Source organism: uncultured Paraglaciecola sp., assembly GCF_913020055.1.
Taxonomy (GTDB): domain Bacteria; phylum Pseudomonadota; class Gammaproteobacteria; order Enterobacterales; family Alteromonadaceae; genus Paraglaciecola.
On sequence record NZ_CAJWCF010000045.1, the window covers coordinates 18,735 to 36,975 of the forward strand.

The 18,241-nt window shown below is 42.4% G+C and carries 21 protein-coding genes, 1 tRNA gene and 1 pseudogene; 6 read left to right on the forward strand and 17 right to left on the reverse strand.

The window, feature by feature from the left end; translation table 11 throughout:
* Positions 1–5 precede the first annotated feature (5 nt).
* The 12 genes from QZ488_RS11285 to QZ488_RS11340 form a co-directional block, all read right to left on the reverse strand.
* Positions 6–2,174, reverse strand: coding sequence for a flagellar basal body rod C-terminal domain-containing protein (locus QZ488_RS11285; RefSeq protein ID WP_293748666.1), 2,169 nt, complete (start codon positions 2,172–2,174; stop codon positions 6–8).
* Positions 2,171–3,163 (reverse strand): flagellar assembly peptidoglycan hydrolase FlgJ, encoded by a 993-nt coding sequence (gene flgJ, locus QZ488_RS11290; protein ID WP_293748668.1) that lies wholly within the window; start codon positions 3,161–3,163, stop codon positions 2,171–2,173. Before flgJ ends, QZ488_RS11285 begins: the two co-directional genes overlap by 4 nt.
* An 11-nt stretch (positions 3,164–3,174) precedes the next feature.
* A complete protein-coding gene (locus tag QZ488_RS11295) occupies positions 3,175–4,287 on the reverse strand; it encodes a flagellar basal body P-ring protein FlgI (protein WP_293748671.1) in 1,113 nt (370 codons plus the stop codon).
* A gap of 13 nt (positions 4,288–4,300) precedes the next feature.
* The gene (gene flgH, locus QZ488_RS11300) at positions 4,301–4,999 is read right to left on the reverse strand and encodes a flagellar basal body L-ring protein FlgH (RefSeq protein ID WP_293748673.1); all 699 of its coding nucleotides are present in this window, start codon (positions 4,997–4,999) and stop codon (positions 4,301–4,303) included.
* Between the two features lie 16 nt (positions 5,000–5,015).
* A complete protein-coding gene (flgG, locus tag QZ488_RS11305; protein ID WP_293748675.1) occupies positions 5,016–5,804 on the reverse strand; it encodes a flagellar basal-body rod protein FlgG in 789 nt (262 codons plus the stop codon).
* A 75-nt stretch (positions 5,805–5,879) separates the two neighbouring features.
* Positions 5,880–6,623, reverse strand: a complete 744-nt coding sequence (locus QZ488_RS11310) for a flagellar basal body rod protein FlgF (protein ID WP_293748677.1) — start codon at positions 6,621–6,623, stop codon at positions 5,880–5,882.
* Positions 6,624–6,764: 141 nt separating this feature from the next.
* Positions 6,765–8,159 (reverse strand): flagellar hook protein FlgE, encoded by a 1,395-nt coding sequence (flgE, locus tag QZ488_RS11315; protein ID WP_293748679.1) that lies wholly within the window; start codon positions 8,157–8,159, stop codon positions 6,765–6,767.
* 15 nt (positions 8,160–8,174) lie between these two features.
* Complete coding sequence (locus QZ488_RS11320; protein ID WP_293748680.1) at positions 8,175–8,858, reverse strand: flagellar hook assembly protein FlgD; 684 nt, start codon at positions 8,856–8,858, stop codon at positions 8,175–8,177.
* Positions 8,859–8,906: 48 nt separating this feature from the next.
* Positions 8,907–9,329 (reverse strand): flagellar basal body rod protein FlgC, encoded by a 423-nt coding sequence (flgC, locus tag QZ488_RS11325; RefSeq protein ID WP_293748681.1) that lies wholly within the window; start codon positions 9,327–9,329, stop codon positions 8,907–8,909.
* A complete protein-coding gene (gene flgB, locus QZ488_RS11330; RefSeq protein ID WP_293748683.1) occupies positions 9,329–9,730 on the reverse strand; it encodes a flagellar basal body rod protein FlgB in 402 nt (133 codons plus the stop codon). Before flgB ends, flgC begins: the two co-directional genes overlap by 1 nt.
* 84 nt (positions 9,731–9,814) lie before the next feature.
* Positions 9,815–10,648, reverse strand: a complete 834-nt coding sequence (locus QZ488_RS11335; protein ID WP_293748685.1) for a protein-glutamate O-methyltransferase CheR — start codon at positions 10,646–10,648, stop codon at positions 9,815–9,817.
* Between the two features lie 87 nt (positions 10,649–10,735).
* The gene (locus tag QZ488_RS11340) at positions 10,736–11,659 is read right to left on the reverse strand and encodes a chemotaxis protein CheV (protein WP_293748687.1); all 924 of its coding nucleotides are present in this window, start codon (positions 11,657–11,659) and stop codon (positions 10,736–10,738) included.
* Between the two features lie 218 nt (positions 11,660–11,877).
* Between QZ488_RS11340 and flgA the strand changes: the two genes are divergently transcribed.
* The 3 genes from flgA to flgN all read left to right on the forward strand — a co-directional run bounded on the left by flgA (position 11,878) and on the right by flgN (position 13,521).
* Positions 11,878–12,588: a flagellar basal body P-ring formation chaperone FlgA gene (flgA, locus tag QZ488_RS11345; protein ID WP_293748689.1), complete on the forward strand. Its 711-nt coding sequence runs from the start codon at positions 11,878–11,880 to the stop codon at positions 12,586–12,588.
* Positions 12,589–12,715: 127 nt separating this feature from the next.
* Positions 12,716–13,051 carry a flagellar biosynthesis anti-sigma factor FlgM gene (gene flgM, locus QZ488_RS11350; protein WP_293748691.1) on the forward strand — a complete coding sequence of 112 codons (336 nt, stop codon included), beginning with the start codon at positions 12,716–12,718 and terminating at the stop codon, positions 13,049–13,051.
* 41 nt (positions 13,052–13,092) lie between these two features.
* Positions 13,093–13,521, forward strand: coding sequence for a flagellar export chaperone FlgN (flgN, locus tag QZ488_RS11355; RefSeq protein WP_293748693.1), 429 nt, complete (start codon positions 13,093–13,095; stop codon positions 13,519–13,521).
* A gap of 91 nt (positions 13,522–13,612) precedes the next feature.
* Here flgN and QZ488_RS11360 read toward each other — a convergent pair whose 3' ends face one another.
* Complete coding sequence (locus QZ488_RS11360) at positions 13,613–14,104, reverse strand: LPP20 family lipoprotein (RefSeq protein WP_293748705.1); 492 nt, start codon at positions 14,102–14,104, stop codon at positions 13,613–13,615.
* A gap of 199 nt (positions 14,105–14,303) precedes the next feature.
* On the opposite strand from QZ488_RS11360, the gene QZ488_RS11365 reads away from it, so the two are divergent.
* From QZ488_RS11365 to QZ488_RS11375, 3 genes are all read left to right on the forward strand, one after another.
* A complete protein-coding gene (locus QZ488_RS11365; protein ID WP_293748695.1) occupies positions 14,304–15,461 on the forward strand; it encodes a flagellar assembly protein FlgT in 1,158 nt (385 codons plus the stop codon).
* Positions 15,462–15,520: 59 nt separating this feature from the next.
* Positions 15,521–15,595, forward strand: a tRNA-Arg gene (locus QZ488_RS11370).
* A 107-nt stretch (positions 15,596–15,702) separates the two neighbouring features.
* A complete protein-coding gene (locus QZ488_RS11375) occupies positions 15,703–16,461 on the forward strand; it encodes a hypothetical protein (protein WP_293748697.1) in 759 nt (252 codons plus the stop codon).
* A gap of 62 nt (positions 16,462–16,523) precedes the next feature.
* Here the strand turns inward: QZ488_RS11375 and grxD are convergent, their stop codons facing one another.
* The 4 genes and pseudogenes from grxD to QZ488_RS21505 form a co-directional block, all read right to left on the reverse strand.
* Positions 16,524–16,868, reverse strand: coding sequence for a Grx4 family monothiol glutaredoxin (grxD, locus tag QZ488_RS11380; RefSeq protein WP_293748699.1), 345 nt, complete (start codon positions 16,866–16,868; stop codon positions 16,524–16,526).
* A 61-nt stretch (positions 16,869–16,929) separates the two neighbouring features.
* Complete coding sequence (locus tag QZ488_RS11385; RefSeq protein ID WP_293748701.1) at positions 16,930–17,151, reverse strand: hypothetical protein; 222 nt, start codon at positions 17,149–17,151, stop codon at positions 16,930–16,932.
* Complete coding sequence (locus tag QZ488_RS21500; protein WP_366509010.1) at positions 17,148–17,384, reverse strand: BolA/IbaG family iron-sulfur metabolism protein; 237 nt, start codon at positions 17,382–17,384, stop codon at positions 17,148–17,150. The genes QZ488_RS11385 and QZ488_RS21500 overlap by 4 nt, the downstream gene beginning before the upstream one ends.
* A gap of 6 nt (positions 17,385–17,390) precedes the next feature.
* Positions 17,391–18,050 (reverse strand): annotated as a pseudogene (locus QZ488_RS21505) (Tn3 family transposase); the annotation flags it as partial.
* Between the last annotated feature and the right edge of the window lie 191 nt (positions 18,051–18,241).

Genomic DNA, 18,241 nt, shown 5'->3' on the forward strand with positions numbered 1-18,241 from the left:
ACCTTTTACCGTGTAACCCCAAGAATCGTAGTAAACAATTCTTGGGCTGTGGCTAATAACCTTGCAGCTGCTTGATATGACTGTTGATATCTGACTAAATTAGCCGCTTCTTCGTCCAAACTCACACCAGAAACCGACTCGAACCAATTTTTAGATTGAGATTTAAGTGCATTAGCAGATTGTAGGGATATATCTCCACTAGAGGCTTTTTGACCAATGTCACTAACAACATTTCCATAAGCTTCCTGAAAACTGATGGGCTGACCTGATCCTGAGTTATTCACTTGCATAATATCCTGATTTTGCAAATCCCCCATAATCAATCCATTGCGATTATCATTTAAGCCACCGGTGTTATAACCAATTGAAAAACTATCACCTGCTTTGGGCACTCCTTGCAAAGTCAAATCGTAGCCGGGGTAGTTATCTAGAGCACTAAATGCAGCGGGCCAAGGTGGTCCAGCACCCGCACTTTCAGCTTGGGCTAGTAGGTTACTCAGATCAGTTGTACCAGATACAACTGTGATGACGGTTCCAGCACTATCTAACACTTGGTATTCATCGCTCGCTGTAAATAAAATTTGAGCGGGCGCACCTACGCCACCGGCACCAGTAGGTGAATTGCCTGGCCCATGTATGCCTCCCGCATTATCAAATGCAGATGCGAGACTATCGGTGAAGGTATTATCAATAAATATGTTATTAACCGAACTAGAAACCAACTGCGCATCGCCCAAATTATTTAAGCTAGCATTCACAGATATGGGTGAAGCAAGGGCTAAATCTTCAGGTCTAGTCATGGACACTTCAATACGATCTGCAGTATCTTTGGTGGGCTGTAATAAGAACTGATCACCTGCGGTGTAACCTGTGCCACTGGCAAACTCGATTTCAATGCCACCAATAACGGATGTGAAGGTACCCGATTGAGCATCTACAGCTGGGTAGTTTTGAGTAATAGGATTACCATTTATGTCCATGACAGGCGATCCATCTGCGTTCAACGTTGCTACAGTGATGTCTAATGTAGGGGGCGCACCTGCTGTTACGCTATTAATCGTTACTTCATAATCAGCACTGGTTACTTGCCCACCTGCGCCGTTAGTAATCCGCCCAGTAACTAAGCTATTAGCGTTAACATTATCTGAATAACTTAACCCTAAAAATTCAGGTAGTGAAAAAATATCCCCACCCAGATGTTGATCTAAGTCCATACCTTGGCGATTTTGAGTGTTGAGTGACTCCGTAATAGCGATGGCTATTTGCCCAAGTTCTCGGCGACTAGTTTCAAGCACTTCATCTCGGTACCTAAACAGTCCACCAATAGCTCCTCCTAACTCAGTTTCTCGGATATTGATAGTTGTAGGTTTACCATTACTGGTAAGCTGCAGGGATTTATAATTTAAATCAGCGTCGTTATTCACTTCAAAAACATTAAATGAGCCATCTTCTAACACTAACGATTCGCCAGAGCTTAGGTTAATCATCACCGAGCCATCGTTTTTAGCACTTTGACGTACTTCGATAGACACTAAACTAGCCAATTCTAAAACAGCATTGTCTCGTTGGTTTTTTAAGGTACCGGGTTCATCAAATCGATTGTTGGCCTGATTAGTTCGAATAGCATCATTGAGATCCGCTATAGACTGAACAATTGAATTCAAGCTGTCGATGTTAGCCCCCACTTCAACATTCAGCTCTTGCTCTTTATCTCGCAAAAATCCCGATACTATGCCTATTTGCCCTACTAAAGACTCAGCTTCACTCAACACCATCTGCCTACCCGAAAGGTTTGTAGGGATATCAGTAGCCGTTTGCACCGCAGCAAAAAAACGACTCATGCTAGCAGAAATACTATTCGCTTCACCGGCGAATACATTATCGATAACAGAGGTTCGATTAAAATAATTTTCAAATTCACTTTGTAAGGTAGTGTCACGACGCAGTTGGTTTTGTGCGAAAATATTGATCACTCGCTCTGTAGTTGAGCGTCCTACCCCACCTGTTAGCTGACTTTCAAAAGTGGTGCGCTCACGTACAAAACCCTCAGTATTAACATTAGCTATGTTATTACCTGTTGTTGTCAACAGCTGGTTACTTGCGTTAACACCACTAGTCGCTATGGAGAATAAATCTGCGGTTCTAGTATTGCTGTTTGAACTATTAGTAATCATTGTATGCCGCCCGCATCACTTGGAGTGCCTAATTGTTGTGCTGAAAAACGTTTGAATTGTTCGCCTTCAAACACCGAGATAACTTTACTGGCATAATCCGGATCGGTGGCATACCCCGCTTTTTGCAACTCTGAAAAGTATTGCTCCGTTGACTGACTCTGCTTTACTGCCTCTTCATACCTAGGGTTTTGTTTGACAAAACCCACGTAATCTTGCATTGATTCGGCAAAGGAGTCATACATTCTAAAGGGGGCTTTTTTTGTAGCTGCAACACCTTGTTCAAACTCAATAGTATTAACCAATGCACGGTCACCTTGCCAACGACGATCTGCTTTAATACCAAATAAATTGTGCGAGTTTTGCCCTGAAGTATTATGGATCATATGTTTACCCCAGCCTGTCTCGATAGCGGCTTGCGCCAACAAAGCTTTGGGGTCAAGACCTAACTGCTCAGCGGCCTGCTGTGCTGCTGGGTAAAGCTGTTCGATAAAGGACTGTGCATCTTCAAAAGCCGCAGTTTTAAAAGACTGAAAGGTTTTTATAGGCTGCTTGCCTAACACATCTTCTTGAGCTTTTTGCGTACTGGCGATTGCATTTCGGTTAATACTTGAAAGGTTACCATCATTACGTAATGCTCCCGCCGGCATATAGTCGTCACCGACTTTACCGAGTTGACGTACAATTATTTCCGCTAGACCTATGCTGCCATTACTGGCTAAATCACTGGCTATTTGTGTGTCATGCATATCTCGGTAAAACTTAACTTGTTCTGAGTTAAATGGGCTATCTTTATCCGCCATCACATCTTGCGCTTTTCGCATGGATTTGAGCATCATTTGTACAAAGATGGCTTCGAATTGTTTGGCTGCTTCATCTAATGCTTTACCGTCGCCACTTTGAGCGGCTCGGCGCAACTCATCCAAGCCTTTAATATCATTGGCATTTCTGGATAATTCAAGTGGGCTTTTGTTATTAAGCAACTGTTCCATGACGATAACCTTTAAATAACGACCAGATCGCCTTGCAAGGCACCTGCTTCGCGTAAAGCTTCTAAGATAGCCATTAGATCACCCGGTGCTGCGCCGACTTCATTCACCGCCCTTACTAACTCATCTAAGGTGACACCGGGATTAAAACTAAACATCCTCGTATCGTCTAAATTCACATCAACTATAGATTGAGTGGTCACGACTGTTTCTCCCCCTGCTAAAGCATTAGGTTGAGCAACGGTTTGGTTTTCAGCGATTGTGACCGTTAACCCTCCATGCGTAATCGCGGCAGGTAAAAGCCGTACATCTTGACCAATCACTATGGTACCTGTACGACTGTTGATCACTACTTTTGCCGAAGCTTTGGCAGGCACAAATTCGAAGTTTTCTAACGTCGCAAGAAAACCAACTCTTTGCCCAACATCTCTAGGTGCAGAGACTCTGACCGAAGCCGCATCAATGGGCGTGGCGATGATATAACCTTTATCAGGATCTGCTCCTAATCGAGTATTAATCGTATCAGCCAAAATTTGGGCCGTTGAAAAATCTGGGTATTTTAGGTTTAAGGTTAAAAAGTCACTTTGCATAAAACCACTAGGCACAGCTCGCTCTACCAAAGCGCCATTAGCAATCCGTCCAACGGTAGGGGTATTGACCACTATTTTTGAACCATCACCACCTTCCGCACCAAATCCGCTCACCACTAAACTACCTTGTGCTATCGCATAAACTTTGCCATCCAACCCTTTTAAGAAAGTTTGAATTAGCGTACCACCTTGCAAACTCGCTGCCTCACCAATAGATGAAACCGTTACATCGATCGTTTGCCCCGGCTTGATAAATGGAGGCAATAAAGCATGTACTGCAACGGCAGCAACATTCTTAATTTTTGGCTTGAGAGCACTATCTAAACTGATGCCAAAATTTGACAGCATAGTTCGAAAACTTTGCTCAGTAAATGGGCTCTGCTCGCCTGTTCCAGGCAAACCAACAACTAAACCATAACCTACTAACTGGTTACTTCTGACACCTTGCACAGAGGCCAAATCTTTTATTCTCTGTGCATAAGTCATAGGCGATAACATCATGCTAACTACAACTGCCATGGTAATAAAAGACTTCATATAATTCCCCATGTTAAAACGGCCAGTATTCAGATGAGAAAAAGCCACTTAACCAGCCTTCCCTTTGTGCGGTATCAAAGCTACCGGTGCCACTGTATTGAATACGTGCATTAGCTATCTTGGTTGATGCTATTTCATTGGTTGGGCTAACGTCTGCTGGACGAACCACACCTGTTAGGCGGATATATTCGTCACCATTGTTTAAGGTTAGCCATTTCTCTCCTCTAACCAGCAAATTTTGATTGGCTAATACTTGCACTACTGTGACTGAAATACTGCCGGTTAAATTGTTGCTTTGGTTGGCAGAGGAATCACCAGAAAAATCGTTAGATGCATCCAAGCCTAGTTGTACCGATTCATTACCAATATTGAGTGCATTTCCACCCAATCCTAATATTGGATTAACCGCTACCCCAGTTGCTTTTGATGTGCTTGTCCCCGCTGATTTAGTCGCGCGAGTATTTTCTCGCAGGCTAACAGTAATAATGTCACCTACACGCCTTGCCTTAACATCCGAGAACAAGTTATTGGCCATGTCAGACTGAAAAATAGAGCCATCTTGCGCCACTTTTTGCTGAGGTATCTCGGGCAAAATAGGCGCATAGAATGGATCATTTGGTAAAGGTTGTTGACCATTAGTAGATTGACAACCACCTAACAACATAATGCTAAGACACACACATAGTAATTTAAGCAACGCTAACTTATTCATCACAGTTTTACCCTCATTAAAGCTGTTGAATTACTTGACCCAACATAGAGTCAACGGCTGAAATCACCTTTGAATTCATTTCGTACAAACGCTGACTTTCAATCAAGTTGACTAGCTCTTCTGTCACATTCACATTAGACGTTTCAAGTGCCCCTTGAACTACTGTGCCAATTCCTTCCAATCCTGGAACACCTTGAATAGGTGCGCCACTGACGGCAGTTTCAACATATAGATTTTGCCCGGTAGGTTGTAAACCTGTGGGATTAATGAAGTCTGATAAACTAATCTGCCCCAAAACTTGTGGATCGGCTTGCCCTCTGACTGAAGCGGATACCTCGCCATCTTGAGATATAGTCAATTGTTGAGCGTTTTCTGGAACAGTAATAGTTGGTTGCAATAAAAATCCAGCTCCAGGTGTCACGATTTGTCCTTGATCATTCAGAGTAAACTGACCATTTCGAGTGTATGCAGTGCTGCCATCAGGTTGCAATATTTCAAAAAAGCCTTTGCCCTGCACCATCATGTCTAAAGATTTTTCAGTGGTCAGCATATTGCCCTGTGTATGTGCTTTTTGCGTCGCAACCACTTTACTACCTGCACCTAACATCAAACCTGAAGGTAACTCTGTATCCGCTGAAGAGCGGCCACCAGGTTGATTGATATTTTGATAAAGTAAGTCTTCGAAAATCGCCCGGTCTTTTTTGAAACCCACTGTACTGGCGTTAGCCAAGTTATTGGATATAACTGCCACATCTGTCTGAGCAGCATCTAGGCCTGTTTTACTTATCCACAATGCAGGATGCATAGATTGTCTCCTAAAAAATTCGTTTGTTAGCGTATTTTGCTAACGGTTGTGACATACACCAGCGCAACAATTACCTTAGATAATGCGCAACAACGTATTACCACGAGTATCAATTTCTTTTGCTTGTTTCATCATCTTAATTTGCATTTCATAATGTCGTTGCAAGTTGATCATATTGACCATTTCTTCTACTGGGTTAACATTACTGCCTTCAAGTACCCCAGTACGAACATTGACTATCAGATCTTCTTCAGCCAGTTCACCGTTTTTTAAGCGGAAAAGGCCATCTGCGCCACGCTCCATATCACGTAAATTTGGATTGACTAACTTAAGTCGACCAACTTCTTCCAACACTGTTTCAGGTGCGCCTTGCGGTCTAACTGAAAGCGTTCCGTCATTGGCTATATTGATATTGGATAAGGGGATAGGCAGAAACACTGGGCCAAAATCACCCACTACTGTATTACCGGAAGAATCTTTGAGCTCGCCGTTTGGACCTAATTCAAAACTACCATTACGGCTATAAGCTTCATTACCTTGTGCATCTTGCACTGAAAACCAACCATCACCTTGAATCGCTAAATCTAACTCTCGGCCAGTCTGGATCATAGGACCGCCCTCAAAGTTATTAACGGCATTTTCTGTCATAGAAAACACCCGGGTAGGCAAACCTTCGCCGAAAGCTGGCATTGCTCGCGCTTGTTCGAGCTGAGCCCTAAAACCAGTGGTTTGAGCATTAGCTAGGTTATTAGCTCGCACAGATGCACCGAGTAAATCTTGTTTAGCGCCACTTGCGGCGATGTAAAGTAGTTTATCCATGACAGATTATTGACTTAGTTGGATCTTGGTTTAAATAACTGCAAGTTAGATGCCATCTAATGAGATTAAATTAGGTTCCGAACAGACATAAAAAAGGCTGCTCGAAAGCAACCTAATATGTTCTTAAATATCAGTACGTTACTAACGAATATTAAGTACTGTTTGATTCAGCTGGTTATTCACTTCTAAAGCTCTTGAATTGGCTTGGAAGTTTCGCTGAGCGATAATCATATCAATTAGTTCGGTGGTTAAATTTACATTTGCTTGCTCTAAAGCTGATGAGTTAATTTCACCAAAAGTACCTGTAGTAGCTTCACCTGCTAAGGCTTCACCAGATAAAATACTTTCTTGCCACTGGGTACCACTTTGCTGAGTTAACCCTTGATCATTTGCAAATCGAATAAGTGCAACCCGCACTATAGGTTCTGACGTACCGTTAGAGTATGTGGCACGAACCAAACCATCAGGACCAATATCAATACCTGTAAGTCTACCTACTGGTAAGCCGTTTTGTTCTAACGAGGTGACTTCAAATGCCGAAGCAAATTGAGTGGGTTCATTAGGTGTCGCGTTAACAGAGTCTAATGCAAAATTAGTTGTAACAGCTTGGGTTGGGTCAGATCCATTGGTTAATATGGTTGCACCGATTGGAACAGATTGAAGATCGCCCGTGGCGATAGCTGTGCCATCAGAGTTTTGGGTACTTTGAAAATCACCTCCATTGCTAAATACCATTCTAAATCCAGAAACACCGTTTCCTGCACCTAAATAAGTCTCACCAACAACGTTAGGCCCTGTCGCGCCAGCGGCGCCAACACCAGGAGTATCACCTTCAGTTTCCAGAGGTAAACCATCTAAATAAGTTAACCCTACCCATTCATTTCCAGCAGCTGCCACATCTTTCATGAAAAAATAAGTCATTACATGACTATCACCTAGAGTATCAAATACCGTAACTGAGGTGGCGGCATTATAAGTAAGGGGATCGTCTGGATTAAATAGATCCAAGTCCACCGGACCTGCTCCAGCGGGTAAGTTCATTTTTAATGCTACTTCAGTAGTTTCTTGAGGTGCACCTGATGAATCAGGGATACGTACTGGCACAGTAGTACTTAATGCAACAGATGATGAACTTCCGTCTGAATTAACTGGAAACCCTAATAAATTATCACCAGCTGAGTTCACCACAAAGTTATCTGAATCTAACTTAAATTGTCCCGCTCGAGTAAAGGAAAAATCCCGTGAATCAATATCTGGGATAGTGCCAAAAAAGCCGTTGCCGGTAATAGCCAAATCCAAGGCGTTGTTGGTAAACTGCAAACTACCTTGAGAAAACTGCTGCGCAACTTCTTGAGTAAGTACACCATCACCCACTTTAGTTTTGCCACCGGCGAGTAAAGACTGGGCATATACATCACCAAACTCCGCTCGAGACTCTTTAAAGCCTACCGTGTTAACGTTAGCAATGTTATTTGCTGTTGTATCTAAGTCTCTTTGTGCAGCTGACACGCCACTTAATGCTATGTTAAAAGACATACTTTATTTCTCCTGTTAACCGCCGATTTGAATGACATCTTTAAGTGTGACACTAACATCGCCGTCCAAATTTAGAATGATACCTTGACTACTTGCAGCCAAACTGACGCTGTCTACATGTCTGTTAATTGCTGTTGGAACTACTATTGATTCACCGCCCACTTCACCTTGTGCACGTACTACATAATTTCCTGCCGGCATTGCATTGCCGCTTGCATCGGTTCCATCCCAATTAAATTCAACATTGCCAGCGGTTTGTGTACCAGCATTTATTGTTTTAACCACTTCACCAATCTCATTTTCAATGGTGATTTCTAAGCCTTTAACACTTTGCTCAGCGATAATCACACCAGAGACCCCTTGCCCCTCAGAAGCTACATAGCCAATATCACCTTGCAGCAATACTTGCTGACCAATCAAACTCGATGCCTGTAATGCTTGGTTTGAGGTCATGGAAGTAGCAAAATCACTGAATTTTGAATTTAGCTGTTCTATGCCGTCGGCCATAGTAAAGCTGGTCATTTGGGCAACCATTTGATCATTGTCTACAGGTTTAGTCGGATCTTGATTAGCTAACTGCTCAGTCAATAGAGAGAAGAAGTCTTCCTGAGACAAAGTTTGATTGCTGTTATCTTCCACTGCGGCCGATTCAGGTTGCCAATAAAGCGAACTGTTTAACCCATTGTTTACTGTTTCCACAATTGTTCCCCTGAATCTATGATGCTGCTAGGTCGATTAGCTTTCATCTTATTGTCCCTGTCCAAGTCTTAACACTCGTCTAAATATCCGTTTAGTCGTATCCGCGACTTGTACATTGGTCTCGTATGCTTTGGATGCAGACATCATGTTAGCCATTTCTTCAACCACATTAACGTTGGGTTTATAGATATATCCATTTTCATCTGACATAGGATGACCAGGGCTATATTCAATCTGCAGCGGCTTAGCGCTTTCAACAATACCTAACACTTTCACTCTAGAGCCCGGATTTTGCTGACCTAGAGCTTGATTTAATTCAGCTGCAAATACAGGGTGACGCGCTTTATAAGTCTGGTCATAACTACTGCTAACACTATTTGCATTAGCTACATTACTGGCCGTAGTGTTCAAGCGAACACTTTGTGCACTCATGCCGGTGCTGGCGATGTCCATTACGTTAAATAAGCTCATTATTGCTGCCCACCTTTAATTGCTTTTTTCATGCCGCTGATCTTGCCATTCAGAAACTCCATGCCGGCCTGATAACGTAAACCGTTATCTAAAAAGGTGTTTCTTTCGATTTGTACATCCACCGTATTACCATCACCCGTATCAGGCTGATCCGGAACACGAAACTTCAGCTCACCAGAACCTTGCATAGAACCTTTAATGTGATTGTCGTGAGTACGCTTTAAGTTATGGTTTTGAGAATACTGTGCTGATTTCATGGCTTGTTTAAAATCAATATCGCGGGCTTTATAACCAGGCGTATTTGCATTGGCTAGATTGCCAGCAATAATTTCCATGCGTTGAGTACGAACTTGCAATGCTTGGTGATGAAAACCCATCAATTTATCTAAGTTGATAGCCATGTATTTCTCCTCTATTGAGCGAGACAAAGCAAAGGCTGTGCCATTAGATAGAATAAAGTAAAGATAAAGAGCTAAAGTGAGGTTTTATAGAGGTTTCTTAAGGTAATAAAGGCCGGGGCTACATCTAACCATAGTGAATTTATCACTCAAACCGGATAGAGATTCAGAGGCACCTAGGAATAATATGCCATCGTCTTGCAGGCTAGCGGCAATTTTTTGCAGGATCAGCTTTTTCACTTCAGGTGAGAAATAAATAAGCACATTTCGACAAAACACTATGTCGAATTTACCAACAGATGAATAACTCTCTAGCAAGTTAATAGATTTAAAAGTAGTCAAGGCTCTGACTTGTGATTTTAATCGTAGTTTGTCGTTATCTGCAGGTTCAAAAAAATCGGACTTAAAATGTTCAGGTAAACCACGAGAAATAGCCAATTGATCGTATTCAGCTGTTCTACATTGTTGCAACATCTCTTCGGAAATATCAGTACCAACAATTTCGACACCCGATCTAAAACTATTTGGTTGTTGTTTTTTAAAATTCAAAATCGTCATGGCAACAGAGTATGCTTCTTGGCCAGAAGAACAGGCCGCACTCCAAATACGAAATCGTTTATTGTTACTAGAAAATTGTTTCAGTAGAGTGCTTTCAAGTAATTTAAAGGGGTAATCGTCACGAAACCACAAGGTCTCGTTAGTTGTCATGGCTTCAATAGCTGCTTTTTGATGCTGCCGGTTACCTTTGACCACTGAGTCAATATAGGCATTTATAGAAACACAGCTAAACCGTTTGATTAGAGGAGTAAGCCGACTGCGTACTAAGTATTGCTTATTATCTCCTAGAACAATGCCACAGGCTTGCTCTAGGAAATTACTAAAATCGACATAATGAAGTTGATCGAAATCTTTATCTGTCACCTAATGATCTCTAAAAGCAAGGCTTTGCAACTCGGCATAGACAACATCCCATTTCAATTAACTGAATTCATATATTTCAAAGCTAAACTAGTCGTTTCCAAACCATTTTTGCACTGAAGTTGCCAATTCATCGGGATGAAATTTAGCAATAAAATCATCCGCCCCAACTTTTTCAACCATTGCCTGATTAAACACACCACTAAGTGAAGTATGCAAAATAACGTGCAGTTTTTTGAGTTCGGGCGTGTTTCTAATTTCAGCTGTGAGCGTATACCCATCCATTTCAGGCATTTCGATATCTGATATCAATACCCCAACTTTATCGGTTATATCACCAGTCTCGGCTGCGAGCTCTTTAAGCCTATCAAGAGCCTTTTGACCATCTTTGGCTAATTCAATATTTAACCCAAGAGCAGATAGTGCCTTTTTTATCTGATTACGAGCGACTGAAGAATCATCGGCAATAAAAATTATCTTATCAAATTTATTATCAACTTTTAATCCGTCCGCCACTTCAGTGCTCAAATCCGTATTAACAGGTGAAATTTCGTTGAGAATTTTCTCAACATCCAAAATTTCTATTAACTCGTTTTCTATTTGCGTTACTGCGGTCAAGTAACTTGCTCTACCACTACCTTTTGGTGGTGGCATAATAGACTGCCAATTAGTATTAATAATTCTTTCAACAGAGCCCACTAAGAATCCTTGAACTGAACTATTATATTCGGCGATGATAATAAACGCAGTGCTCAAGTCTTCAATTTTCTTGCCGCCTGTTGCCAAACTCATGTCAATCACAGAGATAGTTTGTCCACGAATATGAGCAATACCTCTGACCAACTTATTTAATTTTGGCATCGAAGTTAATGGCGGACACTGCAATACTTCACGTACTTTAAATACGTTAATACCAAATCGTTGTCTTGAATTAAGTTTAAACAACAATAACTCTAATCTGTTTTCACCAACCAACTGAGTACGTTGATTGACCGAATTCATAATCTCAGACATGCATTACTCCAATACGAATTAAAAGCGGCGTAACTTTTGCTTATGTACAACTTGAGTATAAAAAAATTGCATAAAACCGCAACTAATTGACACTTAACGTCACTCATTAACTGAGCCTAGCAATAGTAACCGAAAATTTTCTATTCTAGCGTCTAAATATTGACGCCTTTGCTTTCGTTAATATGCCCATAGCATAGACAACTTAACAACAAGTGAACATGAATAAATTACATTATTATCAAGCATTAGCCAGACTGTTCGCAATAAGTACTTGTTTGTATACAGGTATAACGGCGGCAGATGAAAATAGTTTAACGAAACAGCAATTGATTAGCCAAGCCGAGCAATTTGTTTTAAGTCAACTTGATCCTGACAATATCAAAACCATTGATATTGTGGCTATGCCCATTGATAAACGTGTTCAAGTACCAGCTTGTAGCTCGGAGCTTACGTTCTCTTCCAGCCCAGAATCTCTTAGTCAATCAAATGTTACGGTAAAAGCCCAATGCAACGACAACAACTGGTATATGTTTATGGTCGTAAAAGCAGTTGAGACTCAACAGGTTGTTATTATCTCTAGCGCAGTCAGCCCGGGAACATTATTAACCAAGAGTAATGTTCGAGTGATTAATATGGATAAAAAACGCTTAAGATCCACCACATTTGCCGATATAGAAGATGTGCTTGGTGCTAGAATAAAGCGTCGCGTTTCAGCAGGCAGACCAGTCGACCCGAATAACTTATGTTATGTGTGTAAGGGCGACAGAGTCACTATTTCTGCAGGTACCTCAAGTATGCAGGTAAAGACTAGTGGGGTTGCTTTAGAAGATGGTAGAATGGGTGAAACAATTCAAGTAAAAAATAGACGTTCTAATAAAAAAATATATGCGCAAGTTACTAGTACTGGCCAGGTAGAAATTAGTATTTAATCTTATCTGGCGACAGCTAAATTTAGTCTCTATACATTTAGTGCTGAAAACTGATTTTTTTGCTAAAGTATTCGAGATCGTGGCCGATATCTAGAACGAGGTTAAATAAAGGTGGGGGATCTTCATTATGTCTATTAATAATATAAACAACGATAGCCCTAAAACGGCAGTTGATAACCAGAAACTTAGTCAGCAACAGCAGGCTTTGAATAATGGTAATGCGCAACAAGCAAGCGCGCAGAAAAATGCCACGGCTGTTGCTCGTCAGGACTCAGTGTCATTGACATCATCTGCACAGCAACTTAGTCAGGTTCAAAAGAAAGGCGCAGAAGCACCAGTTAATCAGGAAAAAGTTGATCGATTGAAAAAAGCCATTCAAAGTGGTGAATATCAAATTAACCCTGAATCATTGGCACAGAAAATTTCAGCGTTAGAATCAGAAATATTTGGTACTAAAGCGTAAAGGCAGCATAATGAATGCTGTCTTTACCTATGATAAACCTTATGTCTGAATTAAAAAAAGCAATAACCAGTCAACATAAGTTCTTATTAGAATTACAACAAATTCTAGAAACAGAACTACACCTTATCAGTAGCAGAGATGCTGAATCACTGATCAACATGTTAAAAACCAAAGAAGCATTGTTAGATTCAGTTCAACAACAAGATGCTGTAATCGCTGAGTTGTACGCAAACACCAGCCAAGATCAAAAAGAAGACCAAGAGCTTGTTACCCTATTTAACCAAGCAAAAGAAATGGTTGCTCAATGCCAATTTCGCACCCAAATTAATCAAACTGCAGTAGAACAAGGCCAATTACGTTTAGAACACTTACGTAACCTATTAATAGAATCCAGAGCTAAAGAGTCAATGACCTATGATAAGAGCGGTCGTACTCAAGGTGGTGGTTTAGGTGGTGGAACCAGCGCTTAAGCTGGCAGCCGCTGTAAGTAAAAACGACCTAATCATTTAAAGACAATCCTGCTTTTTCTTTTTATTTATTGCTAGTCACTCAAAGCAGGTTTTAATAATAGTGCACTTTTTTAACACGCTTTGGGCGTGCCGTGGAAAGGTAAAGGTCATTAACCAATTTAAAGTCTAATTCTAACTCGGTCGCATAGGTATCATTCCCTACTGGATAACTCTTGACTACTTTAGCCCCTCTAATCACGCCTTGTACTGAGCTATCTAAACGCGTGTTTTGTATCACTAAACTTGCTAAAGACTGACCACTGTCAACTTTTTGTCCGTATACCTGCTCAGTCAATTCGCGATATGCATCCAACTTTGAGGCCTTAAGTGCCATTAACATCCTACTAGATTCACTTGCCCCATTTTGCACAGAGATAGGAGCATAACCAACAGCCGAAATAACCGGATAGGTATCAGGCGCAACGGTTTCCCACTCAACATGTTTATTCAATAGACTTGAACAACCAGACAAACATACACTTAACATGACTGCTAAAGCTAAATGCCTGCGGCTTAGTTTGTTAACGCTTAGTATTTTCACCATTTTCATAACACTCTGTTATTTACTAAATCAATAGCATGCTAATAATCTTTCTAAGCAATACAAAGCAATAACCATACCCAAAAACCACTTTTCTCAGTTAGGTATGATTTGTGCTTAGTTAACCTCAAAAGATAATCAGTCTGAAATTTGACGATATGTCATCACAACATTCACTTTGCCCATGTTTAAAAGGTAAGTTATGCAAGTAGCTAAAATAATACTAATAAGCGCCGTTTTGATGTTACTTGTTAGTAGCCGCCCAGTAATGGCCATTTGGTTCGAGGCCACAGGTCAAGCGGTTATCCACAACGGTGAAAAGGAAGCTGCGCGCCAACAAGCCACGCAAGAAGCGATTAAACAGGCGCTACTGTTCTCTGGAGCGTCAGTAAAAAGCATTCAGTCTCTTGCCAATGGATTACTTGAAGACGATCGCTTTGAAATTCGCGCATCAGGAGAAGTGAATAATATTGAGCTGATAGATGAGATTTACCACGACGACTTCGTGACGGTTTCTATAAGAGCAGATATATTTCCACAAGAAGCCTTATGCGCTGCTTCCGACTACAAAAAAAATATCGTAACCACCTGGTACAACATTAATAAACGGCAACAAGCTGCCGTCGGCAATCTTTATGACTTTGGCAAGGTGTTAGCTAATAAGCTAAAAGAAGAATCCCAAAATCATGCCAGACATTCAATTATCCACCGGGTTGAGCCCTACTATTTAACGCCATTGGATACAGAAAAAAAAGCAACCGCATTTAATCTCGCAAAAAAAACCGAGGCCCAATATGTATTATTTGGAGAAATATTAGAGTTTGCGGTAGAAACACCTAAAACATCAGGCTTAGCCTTTTGGAAAAGTGACCAAAGTGAGCGAAACCTGACATTAGCTTTCTCAATGTATGACGGCAACTCTGGTGAAATGGTTTTCCAAACAACACAAAACATGTCCGCCCAGTGGAATTTTGACTTACACGCCTCTTTAGACAGCAATAGTCGGCAATTGTGGGATTCAACATTTGGCTCCGAAACCGAAAAGTTAATTCAATCGGTTATCCAATCAATAGATGAATCAGTCAGTTGTTTGCCAGCCTATGGACGAGTTTTAAAGGTTACTGGCGAGAGCCTGAGCATTAACATTGGTAAACACAATGGTGTAAAACAAGGGGACAAATTAACCTTGTTTCAAGTCAATCAGTTTTTTGATGCGCAAAATTTCCCACACAGGCAATTTCAATTACACCCAGAAGCAGTTGTAGTGAGACAAGTGTTTGCCGAAACAGCCGTAGTCGAGTCTTTAACAGGCGCCCCTTTGGCTAATATTCAACCAAACGATTTTGTCGCTCGCCGATAAAATCAATAGAGGGTTTAAATCCCGCGTCAGCTAGTACATAATGCCCGGCGCTAAATTCAGTCCCTGTAGTTTAATGGATAAAACAAGGCCCTCCTAAGGCTTAGATCTTGGTTCGATTCCAGGTGGGGACGCCAAAAATCAGATTATTTCCGCTCAGTTAAAAACATTCTAGATTTTGACTATCCCAAAACTGACATAGCTATGTATAATCAAGGACATATTCACCCTACCAAAGACAAACATGGCGACCGACCCTATAGATGACATGCCAAAAATCAGGCTAGATAAAGATGACTTAGAGTCTTTTCATCGCACTAGAGCGCAATCCACTAATAAAAGCGCAAAAAAAGACAGTGTGCCGGATGAGCCTTCTGCTAAATCGAACTCTCCATCTTGGTTTGCCATTTTGTTGTTACTTATCATTATTGTTGGCGCAGCTGGGTATTGGTCGTTTGAACAATTTAAAGTATTACAAAACGCACAAAGCCGCATTACTGAACTAGAAAGCCGCCTGTCTGCAACAGGTGAAGATATGGATCAATCGGCTGCAGCATTGCAGGTTAAGGTATCTGAACTTAGTGCTAAGACAGAACATTTATGGTCAGAAATGGATAAACTTTGGGCTTCTGCTTGGCGACGTAATCAGTCTGAAATTGGCGCATTGAATAAAACCGTCATGACATTGAAGGCTGCCACTGAAAAAAGCACCCAAAGTTTGAGCAGTGACACGGCTAATAACAATACAAGCATTGGACTAGTTAAAGAGCAACTGGAAAATCAGGCTAACTTGCTCAAACAATTAAATGAAAAGCTTAGCCAAATTAGTAATGTAGATGCCGATTTTGAGCAGCAACTCGCAAGCCTACGTGAAAAGCTGATCTCAACAGCATTAGGTAATAATGGTCTAACAGATCAAATTGATGAATTACGTCGAAGGGTAACGGCAGCAGAGAAAAAAGCCAATCAAGTAGAAAAGATGCTTACTGGGCCAACTTCGTAGCCCCTAATTAAAGACAAAAAAATAGAGCGCTTAGCGCTCTATTTTTTTGTCTGGTGTTGGGTTTATTCAGCGGGACTTTCATCCGCTCTTTTAGCAGCCGACTCTTTGATTAAGGTCTGTAACTCACCTTGTTGAGTCATTTCCATAATGATGTCACAACCGCCGACAAATTCACCTTTGACATATAGCTGGGGAATGGTGGGCCAGTCAGAGTAGTCTTTGATGCCGGACCGGATTTCTTCATCGGCCAGCACATTGACGTCGGTGTAATCGACGCCAATGTAATTCAATACACCAGCTACCTTAGAGGAAAAACCACATTGCGGCATGTCCTTGGTGCCCTTCATGTAGAGCACCACGTCGTTGGCTTTGACGGTTTCGTCGATACGTGTTTTTGCGTCTGTCATGTCGCGTTTCCTTACTTCGTTGCGCCACAGGCGCGTTATTTCATCATGCGGCGGTCTTTGGCTAGTTGGATTTCTCCAACCGCTCATTTTTGTCGTGAATCCTATTGACCACTTTCGTATTGGCCTCTTCTTGTCCTAGCTCAACCTTTTCCGTCATTACGCGCGGTTTGGGTTGAAACTTGGATAGCGGCGTCCGACGATTGCGCTTTAAATAGGCTTCGAAAGCAATTGCTGCAACCACTAGCGCGATAACACCGCTAAGGATCCAGGACGCTGTGCTCATTCAGGCGCTTTGGTAGTCAGTCCCAATGCGTGGATTTCGCCGTTGGAGCCGTCCATTTTGCCCTTTAGCGCGGCCATTACAGCACGTTGCTGTTGCACCCGGTTCTTGCCACGAAAGCTCTCGTCGATCACTTCGGCTGAGAAATGAACACCATCATCGCCCATTACAGTGATCTTGGCATTGGGGAAGCTCTCGCGGATCAGCGCTTCATTAATGATCTTGTCCGGCCCGATGATCAAGTCTTGGCCTCTGGGCCGATCTGGCCTGAAGATATAAAGGATTTGCTTGCCAACCCCCTTGATCCAGGGTGCGAAGGAAAAGCCCAGCAGATGCGTCATCCCGAAGATAGCTTCAGTGTATCCGTGGCTGTCGGTGGAATGAATGTCGCTTTTGACGACGTCATTGCACATGAGCCCGTCGATCACGAACGCGCTCTCCCGGTCGGCGGCGCTGATCATTAGTGAGTGCCAGAGTATGTGGCGTTCATCGACGAAGGTGTAAGCGCTGACGCCCTGACCTTGCCCGAAGTATTTGAACGACCGGCTGGCTGCGAGGCTTTCACCGCGCACCTCAAATTTCTGCCCGTCACTGGCGGTATGCAGCTTGTCCGCCTCGTTGCGATAAATGTTCGGCAGCTCCATCTCGTCCATGACCTTGACCTTGACCTTGACCTTGACCTTGACCTTGACCACCGCATCGTTGGCGGCGCGGATATTGTCGAGGGAGAAGCGCCAGTTGACGACATGTTCCAGCTCGCCCTCGGTGACCCGCGAGAATATGCGCGCCATTTTGCGCACGCCAATACCGCAGCCGAGCCCCATGATCCCGGCCAGAAGCGCGGGACGGGAAACCGCCTGTCGGATGTGGGTCTGCTGCCAATGTTCAAACGCGCCGAGCATCCCGCAATGGTTGTTGACGGTTTCCAGAACCTGCGCGAGCGGCACATCGTGCCGCTGGGGAAAGAGATAGCCCAACGGATCGGCTTCACGGGCATCGAGCGCCGGGGTAGCAATGTGAAAAATCCCATCCTTGCGCAGCTTCAGGTGGGGATTGCTGGCCGCGCGACCATTCGTTGCCTGGTATTGAGCGG